The organism is Streptomyces sp. NPDC039424 (assembly GCF_055639495.1).
The window spans coordinates 643,633-660,828 of record NZ_JBVKAI010000001.1 but is presented as its reverse complement, the minus strand read 5'-3'; the positions used below and the strand labels follow the sequence as shown (position 1 = coordinate 660,828).

Here is a 17,196-nt window from a genome sequence, read left to right as displayed (position 1 = left end):
TTTGGGGGGACCCGGCCGGGCAGCCGTACAGGCGGGGGCATACCGTGAGGAGTCGAACGCCTGAGCCGGGAGGAGATTCGGATGGGCAGCCGCACCGCGCTGGTCGAGGATCTGATGGAGCGGTTCCCGCATGTACCGCGGGAAGCCGTCTTCAAGGAGGACCTGCTCCGGGGCGGGGTCGCCTTCGACGCGTCCGCGCTGTCCGACAACGAGAGCGGCGAGGTCAAGCCCAAGTCGTACTTCATCTTCTCCTTCGACCACGGCACCCTGCCCGAGCTCGGCGAGGCCGCGCTCCGGCGGCCCCCCGAGGAGATCATCCTCACCGGCGGCCCCTACGACCTGCGCCGCACCGTCGTCTCCGTGCGGGTGAACCCGTCCTCGCCCTACCGGGTCGCCGCCGACGACGAAGGGCTGCTCGGGCTGTACCTCGACGGCCAGCGGATCGCCGACGTGGGCGTGCCGCCGATGCCCGAGTACTACCGGCACACCCTCTCCAACGGGAAGTCCGTCATGGAGGTCGCCCCGACCATCCAGTGGGGCTACCTCATCTACCTCACCGTCTTCCGGGTCTGCCAGTACTTCGGCGCCAAGGAGGAGTGCCAGTACTGCGACATCAACCACAACTGGCGCCAGCACAAGGCGGCCGGGCGGCCGTACACGGGTGTGAAGGACGTCGAGGAGGTCCTGGAGGCGCTGGAGATCATCGACCGGTACGACACCCAGAAGGCGTCCACCGCCTACACCCTCACCGGCGGCGCCATCACCAAGACGGTCGCCGGGCGCGACGAGGCCGACTTCTACGGCCACTACGCCAAGGCCATCGAGGAGCGCTTCCCGGGCCGCTGGATCGGCAAGGTGGTGGCCCAGGCGCTGCCGCGCGACGACGTACAGCGGTTCAAGGACTACGGCGTGCAGATCTACCACCCCAACTACGAGGTGTGGGACCGCCGTCTGTTCGAGCTGTACTGCCCGGGCAAGGAGCGCTACGTCGGCCGGGACGAGTGGCACCGGCGGATCCTGGACTCGGCGGAGGTCTTCGGCGCGCGCAACGTCATCCCCAACTTCGTCGCGGGCGTGGAGATGGCCGAGCCGTTCGGCTTCACCACGGTCGACGAGGCCATCGCCTCGACCACCGAGGGCCTGCGCTTCTTCATGTCGCACGGCATCACACCCCGCTTCACCACCTGGTGCCCCGAGCCCACCACCCCGCTCGGCAAAGCCAACCCGCAGGGCGCGCCGCTGGAGTACCACATCCGCCTGCTGGAGGCGTACCGCGCCACGATGGACGAGTTCGGCCTCGCCTCGCCCCCCGGCTACGGACCGCCCGGCCCCGGCCGTGCCGTGTTCTCCGTCAGCTCCTTCATGGACAGCCTTCCGGCACAGGAGCCGGCCCAGGTATAAAAACCGGGCGCGGACGTTGAGTCGGAGGGCGGTCCGCGTCCGTACACAAGGCCGGAGACGGGGGCGGCCGAAATGGCAACCGGTTTTTGAATATGCCGCTTGTCAGTTGTGTCGATGACGTGAAAAGCTCGGGCCCTGCCGCGAGGTTCCCCCCAACTCCTTTGCCGATGTGGCGAGTTGACCTCGTTCGTGGATGCAGGAGACCCATGCCCGACCTGCCGAAGCCCCAGGACGCCGCCGAGGCCGCGCTGTTCTCCGAGTGCTGGGACGCGGTCCTCTCCTACGCCGACCTGTGCACCTCCGGCGCCGCCTCGGCCAACCAGCTGGCCACGGACGCGTTCGCGCTCGGTATACGCGAGGCCCGCGCCGCCGAGGCCGCGCCCGGCCGCGGCGCCGGCCGCCGCCCGGCCCGGCTGCCCATGATCCCCCTGCTGCTCACCGCCGTCCGCACCACGGCGGCGACCTGGGAGGCCGACGGCCAGGGGCACAAGCTCGACCCGGACCTCCGGCTGTGGCTCAACTCCGACAAGGCCGCCCGCTACACCGGGCTGCCCCTGCTGCGCCCGGTCGCCCTGCGCGGCCTGAGGGACATGCAGGAGGCGGACGCGTCGCTGCTGTGGCTGGCCGAGGTGGAGGCGCTGCCGCTGCCCGCCGTCGCCCGCCGCCTGGGCCTCGACCCGGCCGCCGCGGCCCGGGAACTGGACCAGGTACGCGCCCTGTTCCGGGACCGCGCCCACCGCGCCCACCTCGACTCGCCGATGGACGCGCAGTGCCGCAGCTACGCGCGGCTCCTGGACGCGGTCACCCGTTCGACCGCCGCCGACACGCCCGTGGACCTCTCCCGGCACCTCGCCACCTGTGTGCAGTGCGCGGAGGCCGCCGCCTGCCTGCGGCTGCACGGCGGCGGCGTGCCCGCGGCCCTGGCCTCAGGCGTGATCGGCTGGGGCGGTCTCGCCTATCTGGAGCGCCGCCGCCGGGCCGCCGAAGTGCGCCTGGGCGCGGGCGGCCCCGCGAAGCCGGACCGGGAGAGCGGGGAGCCGGGGGAGGGCACGGGCCGTACCCGCGTCGCGCGCCATGGGCTGCTCGCCGCCGCGGTCCTGCTGTCGGTGCTGGCGCTCGGCGTGTCGATGATGCCGTTCGGCGGCTCCGGCGACGACACCGCGGCAGCCCACGACGACCGTCAGCCGGTCGCCGACCCGAGCCCCTCCCTGCCGTCCGCGGCACCGCTGCCCTCCGCCCCGGCGTCCCGCTCCGCCGCCCCGGCCGCGTCCGGGACGACCAGCAAGTCCGACAGGTCCGACCCGGCCGACCCCGACCCGGAGCCGCAGGGGACCTCGTCCTCCACCGCGCACGAGACCTCCGGCAGCAGCGAGGCCGCGCCCGCATGCCGGGTCGAGTACGAGCTCGTGAACCAGTGGCCCGACGGCTTCCAGGCCACCGTCACCATCACCTCCAGCGAGGCCCTGACCGGCTGGCGCGTCGCCTGGTCCTTCCGGGACGGCCAGCAGGTCGGCCAGATGTGGGACGCCGGCGTCACCCAGCACGGCTCCCGGGTCACCGCCACCGCCGCCGACTACAACAAGTCCGTCGCCCCGGGCGGCAGCCTCTCCTTCGGCTTCCTCGCCTCCTGGCAGGGGACCAACTCGGCGCCGTACGGCTTCACGCTGAACGGCGAGGCCTGCGCGAAGTAATTCGGTTGACGGGGCCGAGGGAGCCCCGGCTAGGGTGTGATCGTTGTCGCCGACGTGAGACAGGAGGTGTGACCGATGGCTGTCACTGTGCTGGGCGCTGCCCGCATCCCGAAGACCGTCAAGTCCACCTCCGTGGCCGCCGGCTGATCCCACACCAACTTCTCCGCGTGCGTACGCGGCTGCCGGGGCCACCCTTGTGAAGGGTCACCCCTTGACTTCCAGCTTTGCCTTTTCTTCCGCTTCCTCCCTCGTTCCCTACGGCTGGGACGAGGCCTGGGCGGACGAGTTCGCCCCCTTCGCGTCCGAGGGCCTGCTGCCCGGGCGTGTGATCCGGGTCGACCGCGGCCAGTGCGACGTGGTCACCGCCGGCGGGGTGGTGCGGGCCGACACCGCCTTCGTCACCCCGCACGATCCGATGCGGGTCGTGTGCACCGGTGACTGGGTCGCCGTCGACCCCGGCGGCAACCCGCGCTACGTACGGGCGTATCTGCCGCGCCGGACCGCCTTCGTACGGTCCACCTCCTCCAAGCGGTCCGAGGGGCAGATCCTCGCCGCCAACGTCGACCACGCCGTCGTCGCCGTGTCGCTCGCCGTCGAGCTCGACCTCGGCCGGGTCGAGCGGTTCCTGGCCCTCGCCTGGGAGTCGGGGGCGCAGCCGGTGGTCGTGCTGACCAAGGCCGACCTGGTGCCGGACCCGGTGGCGCTGTCGTACCTCGTCCAGGACGTGGAGACGACGGCGCCGGGCGTGCCGGTGCTGACCGTCAGCGCGCTGCACGGCGAGGGGCTCGACGTCCTCGTCGCGCTGGTCGGCGGCGGTACCTCCGTGCTGCTCGGGCAGTCCGGCGCGGGCAAGTCCACGCTCGCCAACGCGCTGCTCGGCGAGGAGGTGATGGACGTCCGGGCCGCGCGGGACGTGGACGGCAAGGGCCGCCACACGACGACCACCCGCAACCTGCTCGCGCTGCCCGCCGGGGGCGTGCTGATCGACACCCCCGGGCTGCGCGGGGTGGGCCTGTTCGACGCCGAGGTGGGCGTCGGGCAGGTGTTCTCCGAGATCGAGGAGCTGGCGAGGGAGTGCCGGTTCCACGACTGCGCGCACGAGAGCGAGCCGGGGTGCGCGGTGCTCGCCGCCGTCGCCTCGGGAGAGCTGCCGGTGCGGCGGCTGGAGAGCTACCGCAAGCTCATGCGGGAGAACCAGTGGATCGTCGCCAAGACCGACGCACGGGTCCGGGCGGAGCTCCGGCGGGACTGGAAGCGGAAGGGCGCCATCGGCAAGGCCGCGATGGAGGCCAAGCGGAGGGGATGGCAGTAGCGCCCGGGGCCGCCGTCGCCGTACCTGGATGTCCGTTTTCCGCCAGCCGGGGGTCCGCTCCGCGCGCACACTGGACGGCATGACGGACGAGGACACCAGGTACGAGGCCGTGCGCAGCCGGGACGCCCGGTTCGACGGCGAGTTCTTCTTCGCCGTCGAGACCACCGGGATCTACTGCCGGCCCAGCTGCCCGGCGGTGACCCCGAAGCGGCGCAACGTGCGGTTCTTCGCGACGGCCGCCGCCGCGCAGGGGGCGGGGTTCCGGGCGTGCCGGCGGTGCCGGCCGGACGCCGTGCCCGGGTCCGCCGAGTGGAACGTGCGCGCGGACGCGGTGGGCCGGGCGATGCGGCTGATCGGCGACGGCGTCGTCGACCGGGAGGGCGTCGCCGGGCTCGCCGCGCGGCTGGGATACAGCGCGCGGCAGGTGCAGCGGCAGCTCACCGCCGAGCTGGGCGCCGGGCCCGTCGCGCTGGCCCGGGCGCAGCGGGCGCACACCGCGCGGGTGCTGCTGCAGACGACCGGGCTGCCGGTCACCGAGATCGCGTTCGCGTCCGGGTTCGCCAGTGTGCGGCAGTTCAACGACACGATGCGGGCGGTGTACGCCGCGACGCCGAGCGAGTTGCGGGCCGCCGCGCCGAGGGGACCGGGCCGGGGCCGCCGGGCCGCCACTCCCGGTGCCGGGATCCCGCTGCGGCTCGCCCACCGGGGGCCGTACCAGTCCGGTGCCGTCTTCGACCTGCTGCGGCGCGAGGCCGTACCGGGTGTCGAGGAGGTGAGCGGCGCGGTGGGCCGCCGCACCTACCGGCGCACGCTGCGGCTGCCGTACGGCACCGGGATCGCCGCCGTCGAGGAGCGCGCGGGCGCGCCCAGGGCGGGGCCGGCCGCCCACCCCGGCGGCTGGCTCGACGCCCGGCTGCACCTCACCGACCTCCGGGACCTGACGACCGCCGTGCAGCGGCTGCGGCGGCTGTTCGACCTGGACGCCGACCCCTACGCCGTCGACGAGCGGCTCGGCGCCGACCCGGAACTCGCCCCGCTGGTCGCCGCCCGGCCCGGGCTGCGCTCGCCCGGCACCGCCGACCCGGCGGAACTCGCGGTGCGGGCGCTGGTGGGACGCGAGGAGGCCGAGCTGCTCGTACGGCGGTACGGCAAGGCGCTGGACGCCCCCTGCGGCAGCCTCACCCATCTGTTCCCGGAGCCCGCCGTGCTCGCCGAGGCCGAGCCGCACGGCACCCTGGGCACGCTGGCCGCCGCGCTCGCCGACGGCACCGTACGACTGGACCCGGGAGCCGACCGGGAGGACACCGAGGCGGCGCTGCTCGCCCTGCCCGGCATGGACCCGGCCGTCGTCGCCACCGTCCGCGTCCGCGCCCTGGGCGACCCGGACGTGGCCCCGCCCGGCACGGACGTCCCGGACACCTGGCGGCCCTGGCGCTCGTACGCCCTCCGGCACCTGGCGGTGGCGGGGGAGCCGGCCGACTAGCCCGCCTCCAGCCCCCAACTGTGGATCCGCCGCGGATGGACCCGGATCACCTCCTCGCTGAAGTGCGGGCCCAAGTCGTGCGGGCCGACGAGGAGTTCGGCCTCGCCGCGGATGTCGACGCCGCGCACCGTCCACGGGTCGAGGCTGACGATGTCGTCCACGACGAGGGCGACCTTCGGGTTCTTCCGCAGGTTGCGCCACTTCTTGCTGCGGCCCATCGCGAAGCCGCCGATCAGGATGGTGCCGTCGTCCTGCGGGAAGAAGCCCACGGGGTTGGCCTGCGGCTGACCGTGCGGGTCGACGGTGGCCAGCCGTCCCAGCCGCTGCGATCGGAGGTAGGCGCGCTCGGCCGCGCTGAATTCGGTCATGCGGGCAGCCAAACACGCCCCCGCGCCCGCGCGCATCGGCTCTTCGTCCTAGGCCGTCGGCCTGCTCCGCCCTGGGCCGAGCGAGTGGTGCTGCCGGTGATGCTCCGTCAGCGCCGGTCGCGCGTGTGCCACCGTCGCCTGCGGCCGACAGGAGCGGGAAGGGCGGGCGGGGTCATGGGCAAGGGCAAACGGGTCCTCGCGGCGGCGGTCCTGGCGCTGGCGGGTACGGCGACGACGGCCGGGCCCGGGTCCGCCCTGCCCTCGTCCAGGCCCGCTCCGCCGGTCTGGACCGGCACCTGGGAGGCCGCCCCGTCCGGTGTCGCGCCGCCGTTCCCGGGCGCCGCCGTCCGCAACGTGGTGCACGTCGGTGTCGGCGGGCGGGTCCTGCGGGTGCGCCTGAGCAACCGGTTCGGCAGCGCCCCCCTGACGCTCGGCGCGGTCACGGTCGCCCTGCGGCGGGCGGGCGGCCCGGACGCCGTGCCCGGGTCGATGCGCACCGCCACCTTCCGCGGCGCCCGGACCGTCGTCGTCCCGCCGGGCCGGGATGTGGTCACCGATCCGGTGCGGCTGGCCGTACCGTCCGCCGCCGACCTGCTCGTCACGGTCGCGACGCCCACCGACTCCGGGCCCGCCACCTACCACCGCACGGCCCTGCAGACCGGCTACCTCGCCCTCGACGGCGCCGGCCGGGCCGCCGACGAGGACGGGAGCGGGTACCCGGTCACCACCGGCCACTGGTACTACGTCACCGGTGTCGACGTGCGCGGCCCGGCCGCCGGCAGCGTCGTCGCGTTCGGCGACTCCCTCACCGACGGCACCTGCACCACCCCCGACACCAACCACCGCTGGCCCGACCGCCTCGCCGAACGCCTGCGCGCGCTGCCCCCGTCCCTGCGCCCCGGCGTCCTCAACGCCGGCATCGCCGGCAACCGCCTGCTGCTCGACGGCACCGGACCGAGCGCCCTGACCCGGCTTCGCGCCGACGCCCTGTCGCGGGCCGGGGCGCGGGTGCTGATCGTGCTGGAGGGCATCAACGACATCATCAAGGGCAGGCCGCAGGCCGGCGACGCGCACGCCATGGCGGACGCCTACCGGACGATCGTGGCCCGCGCGCACGCCCGTGGGATCCGGGTCGTCGGGGCCACCCTCACCCCGTACGGCGGACACCCCGCCTTCACCGCGGCACGGGAGGCGGTACGGCAGGAGGTCAACGCCTTCATCCGGGCGGGCGGCGCCTTCGACGCCGTCGCCGACTTCGACGCCGCCGTCCGCGACCCGGACCGGCCGCAGCGGATCCGGCGCGCCTACGACTGCGGCGACCACCTGCACTTCAACGACGCGGGCGCCCGCGCCCTGGCCGACCGGGTCGACCTGGGCGCCGTCCTGTGGTGGGCGGTCAGCCCCGCAGCACCGCCGCGAGCCACGCCCCGGTGATCAGCAGGCAGGCGAGGAGTTCGGCGAGCACGCCGGAGCCGCCCGAACGCATCGCCGTGCGCAGCGCCGCCATGGCCGCGACGTGCCCGCCCAGGCGCCGGCGTTCGTACACGTAGATCCCGGCCATGAATCCGGGGATCGCGCCGAGCACCGGAAGCAGGAGGAAACCGAGGAACGCCCCGGCCCCCGCGTACACCCCCAGCAGCGGGGTGGCACCGGTCGCGCGCAGCCGCCGGGGCGGGAGCGCCCGGCGCACCGCCAGGGAGAGGAGCAGCACGGCGGTGGCGCCCGCCAGCACGGCCCACGCCACCGGCCGCGGGTCCTTCAGCGCCCACCACAGGACCGCGGCCCACACCAGCCACGATCCCGGCACCCCGGGCACCAGCACTCCGCACAGGCCGAGCACGATCACCAGGCCGACCAGCAGGAGTTCCCACGCTCCCATCCGACCAGCGTGCCGGAGCGGAGCGGGAGGCGCAGGTCACGGGCGGCTGTCCCGGGCCACCCAGCCCCGCTCGTAGGCGTGCCAGCCCAGCTGCAGCCGGGTCGTCACACCGGTCAGTTCCATCAGCCGCTTCACCCGCCGCTGTACGGTCCTCAGGCCGAGGCCCAGCTGTTTGGCGACGCTCGCGTCCGTCAGCCCGGCCAGCAGCAGCGACAGCACCTCCAGATCGGTGGCGTCGGGGCCGTCCGGCCGCTGCTCACCGGGCCCCGACGCGCCGAGCCGCAGCGGCAGCGCCTCCCGCCACACCGATTCGAACAGGCCGGACAGCAGTTCCAGCAGGCCGCTGGCGTGCACCACGAGGGCGGCGGGTTCGGCGCTGTGCGAGGTGAGCGGGACCATCGCCAGGGACCGGTCGGCGACCACCAGTTTGGTCGGCACCCGGTCGGTCACCCGCACCTGCTCGTCCCGGCCCAGCGCCGCCGTCAGCTCGGTGACGCCGTCCGGCAGGTCGAGCACCGGCCGCTCGACGACCACCCGGTAGCGCACGCCCCGCCCGGCCGCCTGCTCCTCGGCGTGGTTGTCCGCGCCGGAGACCACGACCGGGTCGCCGGTGACCAGCGCGCACACCTCGTCGCTCGCGCCGAGCTGGAGCTGCAGAAAGCGCTGTGCGACCGCGCAGGCGCCGGTGACCACCTCGACCAGGTCGTGCACGGCGGGTTCGGCGGCCGACGCCCGGTACTCCTCGGCCAGCAGCACCGCCGCCAGCTCGGCCTTCTCCAGCTCGTGCCGCCGCTGGGTGAGCAGCGCGCCCAGCGCCACGCCGGGCGGGGCGGCGACCCAGCGGCCGGGCCGGGCCGAGGACTGGGCCGCCAGCCCCTGCCGCTCCAGCCGGCGCAGCGCGCGCTCGGTGTCGGGCTCGGCCAGGGTCAGCCGCCGCGCCAGATCAGGCACGTCGGCGGCGCCCACGGAGACCAGTGCCCGGTAGGCCGACTCGTGCGTCTCGTCCAGCCCTATCCCTGCCAGCATCAGCCCCTCGTCCCTCCCCTTGAGACCCCCGACGACCCCGGCGCGGTCCGGGCCGTGGCGGAAACCGGCCACGACGCAAACCCGCCTCGGCACATCATCGCCGTACCACCGGTCACTCTGCCAAGGTGTCGTCACCGCGATGTCGATCATCACCGGCGGATCCGCGGCCGGTTTCACAGCCGATCACCAGGGAAGCCGGTCAACCTGCGGAGCGGCCGTCCGGTTGCGGTGGACCCGGCCGCGTGGACGGTGGCCCGGGCCCATGACGTGCGCGAGCGCGCGAAGGGGATCCGGGGCCGGGTCACTCCGTGTCGCCGGGCGGTCCTCCCGTGGGGGGTGGGGCCGCCCGGCGGCCCGCTTCCCGCGGCAACCCTCGTCCCACGCACGGCTGTTCGATGACGTACCTGACATGCGGTCAACGGCCGGAAGGTGCGCCGGATTTTCGGGATGCCCCGTTTTCATACGGCCCGTGCGGTGGACAATTGGGGGCATGAACCAGCAGGGGGGCAGGCCCGCCCGTCGCGAGGACGACTGGTGGGGACAGCTGTACGACGACTCGACCCCGGACACGGGGCCCACGGCCCAGGCCGATTCCCTGGACGACCGGTTCGCCTCGGCGGCGGGCGCGGTCGGCGTCCCGCCACAACCCGGGACGCGGGAAGCGCAGACCACGGCTTCACCGGAGGGCCGCTCCAAACGCCCTCCCGGGGGCGCGGTCCCTACCCAGCGCGCCGCCGACCCGCCCCCACGCCCCGCCGCACCCCCGAAGCCCGCCGCACCCCCCTCCCCGCCCCCGGCCGCGCCGGAGGCCACCGCCGAGACCCCCCAGGCCGCCCACCCCGCCACCCACCTCGACCTCCCCGCCCCGCAGCCCCCCGCGGGCGTCGACTACGTGGGCTCCGGTCCGCCGACCTACGACCCCGAACCCACGGCGCTGCCGGCCGCCGACCCGGAGGAACTGGGCGACCTGGTCGCCGACACCGTGCTGGACGGGGCGCGCTACGGCACCTGCACACTGCGGGCCGCCTCCGTGCGCGGGGACTCCCCGCGGTACCGCGGGGAGCCGCGCCGCGACTCGCTGCTGACCGCCCGGTTCGGCAGCGGCGAGCAGGCCCTGGTCCTGGTGGCGATGGCGACCGGGGCGCGGGCCACGCCGGACGCGCACCGGGCGGCGGCCGAGGCGTGCCGGTGGATCGGACGGGCGGTGGGGCGCAGTCACGCACGACTGGCCGAGGACATCCGGGCCGGTCGGCGCGGCGACCTCAAGTCCGGGCTGCACCGGCTCACCGACCGCAGCCTCGGCCGGCTCCGCGCCAGCGCCACCGAACAGGGCGTCGACCCGGAGGAGTACGCGGCCACGCTGCGCTGTCTGCTGCTGCCCGCTCACCCCGACTGCCGTACGCGCGTGTTCTTCGGCGTCGGCGCGGGCGGACTGTTCCGGCTGCGCGGCGACGAGTGGCAGGACATCGAGCCGCAGGTCTCCACCGTCCCGGCGGCCGGCGAGCCCGTCGTCGGCTTCGGCTCGCCCCCGGCCGAGACCCCCGAGGGCGACCGGCTCACCATGGACCTCGGCATCCCGACGCCGCCGAGCCCCTTCGAACCGGCCCCGCAACCGCCCCGGGAACCCTTCCGCTTCCGCGCCTCCATCGCCCGACCGGGTGATGCGCTGCTGATGTGCACGTCCGGCCTGGCCGACCCGCTGCGCGGCGAGGCCGCCCTCTGCGCCTACCTGGCACGGCGCTGGTCCGGCCGCACCGCGCCCGGCCTCGCCGCGTTCCTCGCCGACACGCAGGTACGGGTGAAGGGCTACGCCGACGACCGTACGGTGGCGGCCGTGTGGGAGGCGTAAGCCGGCACCTTGTGGGTTCATGTAATCCATGGCCAAGCAGAACGTCGCCGAGCAGTTCGTCGACATCCTCGTCCGCGCCGGTGTGCGCCGTCTGTACGGCGTCGTCGGTGACAGCCTCAACCCGGTGGTGGACGCCGTCCGCCGCAACTCCGCCATCGACTGGATCCACGTACGCCACGAGGAGACCGCCGCCTTCGCGGCCGGGGCCGAGGCCCAGGTCACCGGGCGGCTGGCCGCCTGCGCCGGCTCCTGCGGGCCCGGCAACCTCCACCTCATCAACGGGCTGTACGACGCCCACCGCTCCATGGCCCCGGTCCTCGCCCTCGCCTCGCAGATCCCCTCCAGCGAGATCGGCCTGGGCTACTTCCAGGAGACCCACCCCGACCGGCTGTTCGCCGAGTGCAGCCACTACAGCGAGCTGATCTCCAGCCCCCGGCAGATGCCCCGGCTGCTGCAGACCGCGATCCAGCACGCCGTCGGCCGCAGCGGGGTGAGCGTGGTCTCCCTGCCCGGCGACATCGCCGCCCAGCCCGCGCCCGACAAGGCCGCCGAGACCGCCATCGTCACCTCGCGGCCCACCGCCCGGCCCGCCGACGCCGAGATCGACCAGTTCGTCCGGATGATCGACGAGGCCGACCGGGTCACCCTGTTCTGCGGCAGCGGCACGGCGGGCGCGCACGCCGAGGTGATGGAGTTCGCCGAGAAGATCAAATCGCCGGTGGGGCACGCGCTGCGGGGGAAGGAGTGGATCCAGTACGACAACAAGTTCGACGTCGGTATGAGCGGTCTGCTCGGCTACGGCGCCGCCTACGAGGCCACCCACGAGTGCGACCTGCTGATCCTGCTCGGCACCGACTTCCCGTACAACGCCTTCCTGCCGGACGATGTGAAGATCGTCCAGGTCGACGTGCGGCCGGAGGTGCTGGGCCGTCGCTCCCGGCTGGACCTGGCAGTGTGGGGCGATGTGCGCGAGACGCTGCGCTGTCTGATCCCGCGGGTGCGGACCAAGGACGACCGGCGCTTCCTCGACCGGATGCTGAGGAAACACGCGGACGCGCTGGAGGGCGTCGTCAAGGCGTACACCCGCAAGGTCGACAAGCACGTGCCGATCCACCCCGAGTACGTGGCCGCCGTCCTGGACGAGGTCGCCGACGACGACGCCGTCTTCACCATCGACACCGGGATGTGCAACGTCTGGGGCGCCCGCTACATCTCGCCCAACGGCCGCCGCCGGATCATCGGTTCCTTCTCCCACGGCTCGATGGCGAACGCGCTGCCGATGGCGATCGGCGCGCAGTTCACCGACCGCCGGCGGCAGGTGGTGTCGATGTCCGGGGACGGCGGCTTCACCATGCTGATGGGCGACTTCCTGACCCTCGTCCAGCACGACCTGCCGGTGAAGGTCGTGCTCTTCAACAACTCCTCCCTCGGCATGGTCGAGTTGGAGATGCTGGTCGCGGGCCTGCCCTCGTACGGCACCGCCAACACCAACCCCGACTTCGCCGCGGTGGCCCGCGCCTGCGGCGCGTACGGGGTGCGGGTGGAGAAGCCCAAGCAGCTCGCCGGGGCGCTGAAGGACGCCTTCCGGCACAAGGGGCCCGCCCTGGTCGACGTCGTCACCGACCCCAACGCGCTGTCCATCCCGCCGAAGATCAGCGCCGACATGGTCACCGGGTTCGCGCTGTCCGCGTCGAAGATCGTGCTGGAGGGCGGGGTCGGGCGCATGCTCCAGATGGCGCGCTCCAACCTGCGCAACGTACCCCGGCCTTGAACCGGCACTCGGAGGATGGGCGGATTCCGGCCAGTTTCCCGGAGCCCGCGACGGCCGCCGGGACGGGAAGCGGGTGACCTCGGCCCGGGGTGACGGGACGCCCGTGACGTCGTACAGCGGCCCGTTTGTCCTGAACGCGGTTGCCATGGCGCTGGAGCCGTGCCTCAGCGGCGGTGCACCCGTGGCCGAACCGCTGGTCGTCGGCGATCCGGCATGACTGGCCCCCGGCACACGGGGCATGGATCCCCGTGAACGTGTTCGATCAGGAGGGGTAACGGCAACGGCGTGCGGGCGGGGGACATGAAGAGGCAGGCACGAGGGGGCGGTCCCGTGGCCATCGGGGCCTCCTCGGCGAAGCAGGCGGGGGAAGATGCCGACAACGTCACGGAACACACGCGAGCGCCCCAGCTCCGGCGCAGACTCGGCCGGGCGGACCTGCGGGCGGTGCCCGAGGCCCGCAGGGCGCTGCGCGAACTCCTCGGACACTGGGGGAAGCCGGGGCGCTTGGACATAGCGGAACTGCTCACCAGTGAACTCGTCACCAACGCGCTCGTCCACACCGACCACGACGCCGTCCTGACGGCGGTGGTCGGACCGCACGGACTGCGCGTGGAGGTACGGGACTTCGTCGCCCGCAGGCCCCGCCTGTGCATGCCGGACGCCGACGACGGCACGCACGGCCGGGGTCTGCTGCTGGTGCAGTCCCTGGCGGACGCCTGGGGTGTACGGGCGCACGGGGTGGGGAAGTCGGTGTGGTTCGAGCTCGACGCGGAGGCCGCGTGAGCGGGACGGGCGCGTGAACCGGACGGACGCGTGAACGGGACGGGGCGTGACCGTGAAGGTCACGCCCCGTCCCGTGGTGTCCGGCTTCTCGCGGGTCAGCCGAACTGCTGCTCGAGGTCCTTGAGTTTGCGCTCCAGGGAGTCGAGGCGCGGCAGGGCCATCGTGTCGTCCTCCGCGGTCAGGTCGACCGTGAGGGGGTCAGCCCCTTTGCGGACCGGCTGAAGGGAGGGCCGAGAGCGTACGGGCAGTTGCTCCGGCGCGGATATGGCAGGCTCCGCGGTGACCTGGGCGGAGCCGCGCTCCACCGCCTGCACCTCCACCTGGCGGCCGGAGCCGCGCCCGACGATGCCCCGGTGACCGCGGCTGATCGCCTTCAGCTGGGCACGCTCGACGCGCTGCTGCTCGCGCCTGCGCTGACGCGTCTCGTCCTTCTGGCGCTTGTCCTCGCGCACCTCCTCGACCGCCTCGTCCAGGCTCCGCACACCCTCCAGGAGCATCAGCGACCAGGCGCTGTAGGTCTCGCGGGGCGCCCGCAGCCAGCGCACTATCCGGATCTGCGGCAGCGGGCGCGGCACCAGACCCTGCTCGCGCAGGGCGGCCCGGCGGGTCTGCTTCAGCGCGCGGTCGAACAGGACGGCCGCCGACAGGGACATGCCCGCGAAGAAGTGCGGAGCCCCCGCGTGACCGGCGCCCCTGGGCGCGTGCACCCAGTTGAACCAGGCCGCCGCGCCCGCGAACGTCCACACGAGTATCCGGGAGCCGAGCGCCGCGTCGCCGTGGCTGGCCTCGCGCACCGCGAGCACGGAGCAGAACATCGCCGCGCCGTCCAGGCCGAACGGCACCAGGTACTCCCAGCCGCCGGTCAGGCCGAGGTTCTGCTCACCGAAGCCGACCAGTCCGTGGAAGGAGAGGGCTGCGGCCACCGCCGCACAGCAGAACAGCAGGACGTAGGAGGCCGTGCCGTAGACGGCCTCCTTGCGCCTGCGGCGCTCCTCGCTGCGCTCCCACGAGTCGTCCGCGCTCGCGCTCTGACCGGAGGAGCGCTTGCCGCGCGCCAGCACCGCCACCGCCGCCAGCATGCCCAGGAGCAGTACGGCGCCCGGAAGCAGCCAGTTCAGCGATATGTCGGTCAGTCTCATCTGGGGTCCCTTGCATTGGGATAGGGCGTAACGCCCGCCATAGTGGCCCAATCCCAGCGGCCCTCAGGGGGTTTCGGGGCAAGAGGCCGCCAAGGAGGTGCAAGGGGATGCCCAGGGCGGCGTTCTGCTCGAACTGCCGCGTGAGGGGCGGGAGTTGAGTTCGAATAAGAGTACCCGTACGGATGGTTCCTCGGAAAGTTCCCGCGACGGGTGGGGAATGTGTGAATCGCTGTCCCGTGCGGGGATTCCGATCGGGCTCGGGTCGCGGCGATCCTAGTGGACGGGCAGGCGTGCTCCGACCTGAGGGAGCGTCAAGCGGCAGCGGTGGCGGTGAGTTTGGCGATCCGGTCGGTGTCGCAGGTGCGCGGGCAGGTGGCGCAGGTGTCCTCAGGGCGCAGGGTGTAGAACATGCAGCAGCTCACCCGGTCCCGGGTGGGCAGCGGCTCGCCGTCCGGTCCGGTGAGGGTGCGGAAGGCGGCGGAGCCTATGTACGGCCGGGTCGCCCCGGGCAGCAGCAGTTCCAGCTCCCGCACCGCCCGGTCCCGCTCCCGCTCGCCGAGCAGATGGGCGATGTACCACAGCCCCTCCACCAGCTCGTCGGTCGCCATGCCCCACAGCGCGCGCCCGCGCCGCCGCATCCGCGGCCCGAACCCGGTGAGCACGGGCTCCAGGTGCTCGGCGACCGAGGCCCGCACCTCGGCGCGCAGCGCCTCCTCGTCCGGCACCACGACCGCGCCGGGCAGCGCCGCCGCAGGGTCGCCCGGGAGGCAGGCGAAGGAGGCGACGCGGACGGCCATCCGGCCGGCGGCGCGGTCGTACGAGACGTGGGTCACGGGCAGCCGGGGCACCCTGCGGTGCAGGAACCACGGCACGGTGATCAGCAGGCAGGCGGGCCAGGCGTAGCGGTGCAGCCCGAAGCTCGCCACCACGTCCGGGCGGGCCCGTTGTCCGTAGTCCCGCAGTACCTGGGTCTCGTCCCAGGCCAGGAAGTCCGTCAGCTCGGTCCCGCCCTCCGCGAGCGCGGCGGCCGCGGTCCAGTCGCCGCCGCGCGGGGCGGGGTCCCGGGGGCCCAGCTCCGTGACGGTCAGGCCCGGGTAGGCCGCGGTGAGGCGGGCGTACGCGGCGGAGACGGGCGAGGCCGGGACGGGCATGGGAGCACCACCGATCGGGGAATGGGACACGGGCGAGCGAGGTAAGCCTTACCTTACCGATCGGACGGCGAAGTTTGAACTGTCGACTTGTGCGCCTATCGTGCTTGACGGACGAGTAACAACCCGTCGTAATGACCCCAAGTGCCGACAAGCCGGAGGAGGACCCCGTGAAGCAGGGCGTGCAGGGCTCCGCCGGGTCGGGCACGCCGGATCGCGGGGCCGGGGTCCGGCTGCCCGCGCAGCCGCGCGCGCAGGACGTGGACCGGGAACGGGGCACGGCCGCCCAGACCGCCCGGGGCGAGCACACCCACGGCGAGCCGTCCGTCGCGCACCCCCGGCCGGTCGTCCAGCGGGCCTCCGTGCGCGGGCAGATCCTGGACGCCCTGCGCACGGCGCTGGTGGCGGGGGAGCTGAAGCCCGGCGAGGTGTACTCCGGGCCCGCGCTCGGCGAGCGGTTCGGGGTCTCCGCGACGCCCGTGCGCGAGGCCATGCAGCAGCTCGCCCTCGAGGGCGCGGTCGAGGTCGTGCCCAACCGGGGGTTCCGGGTGGTGGTGCGCGGCGCGCGGGAGCTGTCGGAGCTGGCCGAGGTGCGCGCGCTGATCGAGGTGCCGGTGATGCTGCGGCTCGCCCGTACGGTGCCGGCCGAGCGGTGGGCGCAACTGCTGCCGCTGGCCGAGGACACCGTCCGCGCGGCGGCCTCCGGGTGCCGGGCCACGTACGCGGAGTCCGACCGGGCGTTCCACCGTGCCGTACTGGGCCTGTCCGGCAACGAACAGCTCGTCCGGATCGCCGAGGACCTGCACCGGCGGGCGCAGTGGCCGCTGGTCGGGGGCCCGGTCCGGCACGGCCGGGCCGACCTCGTGGCGGACGCGGCGGAGCACACCGCGTTGCTGGACGCCCTGATCGCACGCGATCTGACGGTGGTCCGGGAACTGGTGGCGGAGCACTTCGCGGGCGCGGGCTGAGCGGCGGCTCCGCTTCGGCGGTACGTCAGCCCGGCCCAGCCGTACCGGCACTACGCCGTAGCCGCCCCCGGAGCCGGTGGAGCCAGTTGGTGGGCCAGCCAGGTGGGGACGCCGCCGAGGAGGCGGAACAGGCGGCGGGCCTCCTCTCGCAGGCGGGATGCCTCCGGCTCGGTCTCGGTGTCGGCGGGGGAGGTTGGCGCGGGGGCCGTGTCGGCCAGGTCTCAACTCCTCCGGGATGCGGAGGGTCTGGGGGAAACCGTGCCCCGAGTTCCGGGGCTACGCGGTAGCCGCCCCCGGAGCCGGTGGAGCCAGTTGGTGGGCCAGCCAGGTGGGGACGCCGCCGAGGAGGCGGAACAGGCGGCGGGCCTCCTCTCGTAG

Annotated in this window: 14 protein-coding genes and 1 pseudogene; 9 read left to right on the top strand and 6 right to left on the bottom strand. The window is 74.0% G+C overall.

The genetic code is table 11. The annotated features are described in order from the left end of the window. Positions 1-81: 81 nt before the first annotated feature. The 4 genes from ACZ7L0_RS03065 (at position 82) to ACZ7L0_RS03050 (ending at position 5,887) form a co-directional block, all read left to right on the top strand. Positions 82-1,401, top strand: coding sequence for a radical SAM protein (locus ACZ7L0_RS03065; protein WP_471240629.1), 1,320 nt, complete (start codon positions 82-84; stop codon positions 1,399-1,401). A 206-nt stretch (positions 1,402-1,607) separates the two neighbouring features. Beyond that, complete coding sequence (locus ACZ7L0_RS03060; RefSeq protein WP_471240628.1) at positions 1,608-3,092, top strand: cellulose binding domain-containing protein; 1,485 nt, start codon at positions 1,608-1,610, stop codon at positions 3,090-3,092. Between the two features lie 211 nt (positions 3,093-3,303). Continuing rightward, on the top strand, positions 3,304-4,404 hold the full coding sequence (gene rsgA, locus ACZ7L0_RS03055; RefSeq protein ID WP_471240627.1) for a ribosome small subunit-dependent GTPase A: 1,101 nt from the start codon (positions 3,304-3,306) through the stop codon (positions 4,402-4,404). Between the two features lie 79 nt (positions 4,405-4,483). Beyond that, the gene (locus tag ACZ7L0_RS03050; RefSeq protein WP_471240626.1) at positions 4,484-5,887 is read left to right on the top strand and encodes a DNA-3-methyladenine glycosylase 2 family protein; all 1,404 of its coding nucleotides are present in this window, start codon (positions 4,484-4,486) and stop codon (positions 5,885-5,887) included. Here ACZ7L0_RS03050 and ACZ7L0_RS03045 read toward each other — a convergent pair. Beyond that, positions 5,884-6,255: a PPOX class F420-dependent oxidoreductase gene (locus ACZ7L0_RS03045; RefSeq protein ID WP_471240625.1), complete on the bottom strand. Its 372-nt coding sequence runs from the start codon at positions 6,253-6,255 to the stop codon at positions 5,884-5,886. The two genes, ACZ7L0_RS03050 and ACZ7L0_RS03045, sit on opposite strands and share 4 nt — an antisense overlap. A gap of 174 nt (positions 6,256-6,429) precedes the next feature. On the opposite strand from ACZ7L0_RS03045, the gene ACZ7L0_RS03040 reads away from it, so the two are divergent. Beyond that, positions 6,430-7,689 (top strand): SGNH/GDSL hydrolase family protein, encoded by a 1,260-nt coding sequence (locus ACZ7L0_RS03040; RefSeq protein WP_471240624.1) that lies wholly within the window; start codon positions 6,430-6,432, stop codon positions 7,687-7,689. Here ACZ7L0_RS03040 and ACZ7L0_RS03035 read toward each other — a convergent pair. Together ACZ7L0_RS03035 and ACZ7L0_RS03030 are read right to left on the bottom strand one after the other, a co-directional pair. Beyond that, the gene (locus ACZ7L0_RS03035) at positions 7,652-8,134 is read right to left on the bottom strand and encodes a DUF456 domain-containing protein (RefSeq protein ID WP_471240623.1); all 483 of its coding nucleotides are present in this window, start codon (positions 8,132-8,134) and stop codon (positions 7,652-7,654) included. The genes ACZ7L0_RS03040 and ACZ7L0_RS03035 overlap by 38 nt on opposite strands. Positions 8,135-8,170: 36 nt before the next feature. Then, the gene (locus ACZ7L0_RS03030; RefSeq protein ID WP_471240974.1) at positions 8,171-9,160 is read right to left on the bottom strand and encodes a helix-turn-helix domain-containing protein; all 990 of its coding nucleotides are present in this window, start codon (positions 9,158-9,160) and stop codon (positions 8,171-8,173) included. A 490-nt stretch (positions 9,161-9,650) separates the two neighbouring features. Between ACZ7L0_RS03030 and ACZ7L0_RS03025 the strand changes: the two genes are divergently transcribed. The 3 genes from ACZ7L0_RS03025 (at position 9,651) to ACZ7L0_RS03015 (ending at position 13,563) form a co-directional block, all read left to right on the top strand. Further along, positions 9,651-11,009 (top strand): protein phosphatase 2C domain-containing protein, encoded by a 1,359-nt coding sequence (locus ACZ7L0_RS03025; RefSeq protein ID WP_471240622.1) that lies wholly within the window; start codon positions 9,651-9,653, stop codon positions 11,007-11,009. 28 nt (positions 11,010-11,037) lie between these two features. After that, positions 11,038-12,780, top strand: coding sequence for a pyruvate dehydrogenase (locus ACZ7L0_RS03020; protein WP_471240621.1), 1,743 nt, complete (start codon positions 11,038-11,040; stop codon positions 12,778-12,780). Positions 12,781-13,110: 330 nt separating this feature from the next. After that, a complete protein-coding gene (locus tag ACZ7L0_RS03015) occupies positions 13,111-13,563 on the top strand; it encodes an ATP-binding protein (RefSeq protein WP_471240620.1) in 453 nt (150 codons plus the stop codon). A gap of 95 nt (positions 13,564-13,658) precedes the next feature. Here the strand turns inward: ACZ7L0_RS03015 and ACZ7L0_RS03010 are convergent, their stop codons facing one another. Both ACZ7L0_RS03010 and ACZ7L0_RS03005 read right to left on the bottom strand, forming a co-directional pair. Next, positions 13,659-14,702, bottom strand: a complete 1,044-nt coding sequence (locus tag ACZ7L0_RS03010; RefSeq protein WP_471240619.1) for a DUF2637 domain-containing protein — start codon at positions 14,700-14,702, stop codon at positions 13,659-13,661. A gap of 311 nt (positions 14,703-15,013) precedes the next feature. Then, positions 15,014-15,853 (bottom strand): (2Fe-2S)-binding protein, encoded by an 840-nt coding sequence (locus tag ACZ7L0_RS03005; RefSeq protein ID WP_471240618.1) that lies wholly within the window; start codon positions 15,851-15,853, stop codon positions 15,014-15,016. Positions 15,854-16,020: 167 nt separating this feature from the next. Between ACZ7L0_RS03005 and ACZ7L0_RS03000 the strand changes: the two genes are divergently transcribed. Next, positions 16,021-16,818, top strand: coding sequence for a GntR family transcriptional regulator (locus tag ACZ7L0_RS03000; protein WP_471240973.1), 798 nt, complete (start codon positions 16,021-16,023; stop codon positions 16,816-16,818). 50 nt (positions 16,819-16,868) lie between these two features. Here the strand turns inward: ACZ7L0_RS03000 and ACZ7L0_RS02995 are convergent. Then, positions 16,869-17,079, bottom strand: a pseudogene (locus ACZ7L0_RS02995) (hypothetical protein); the annotation flags it as partial. Positions 17,080-17,196: the final 117 nt, after the last annotated feature.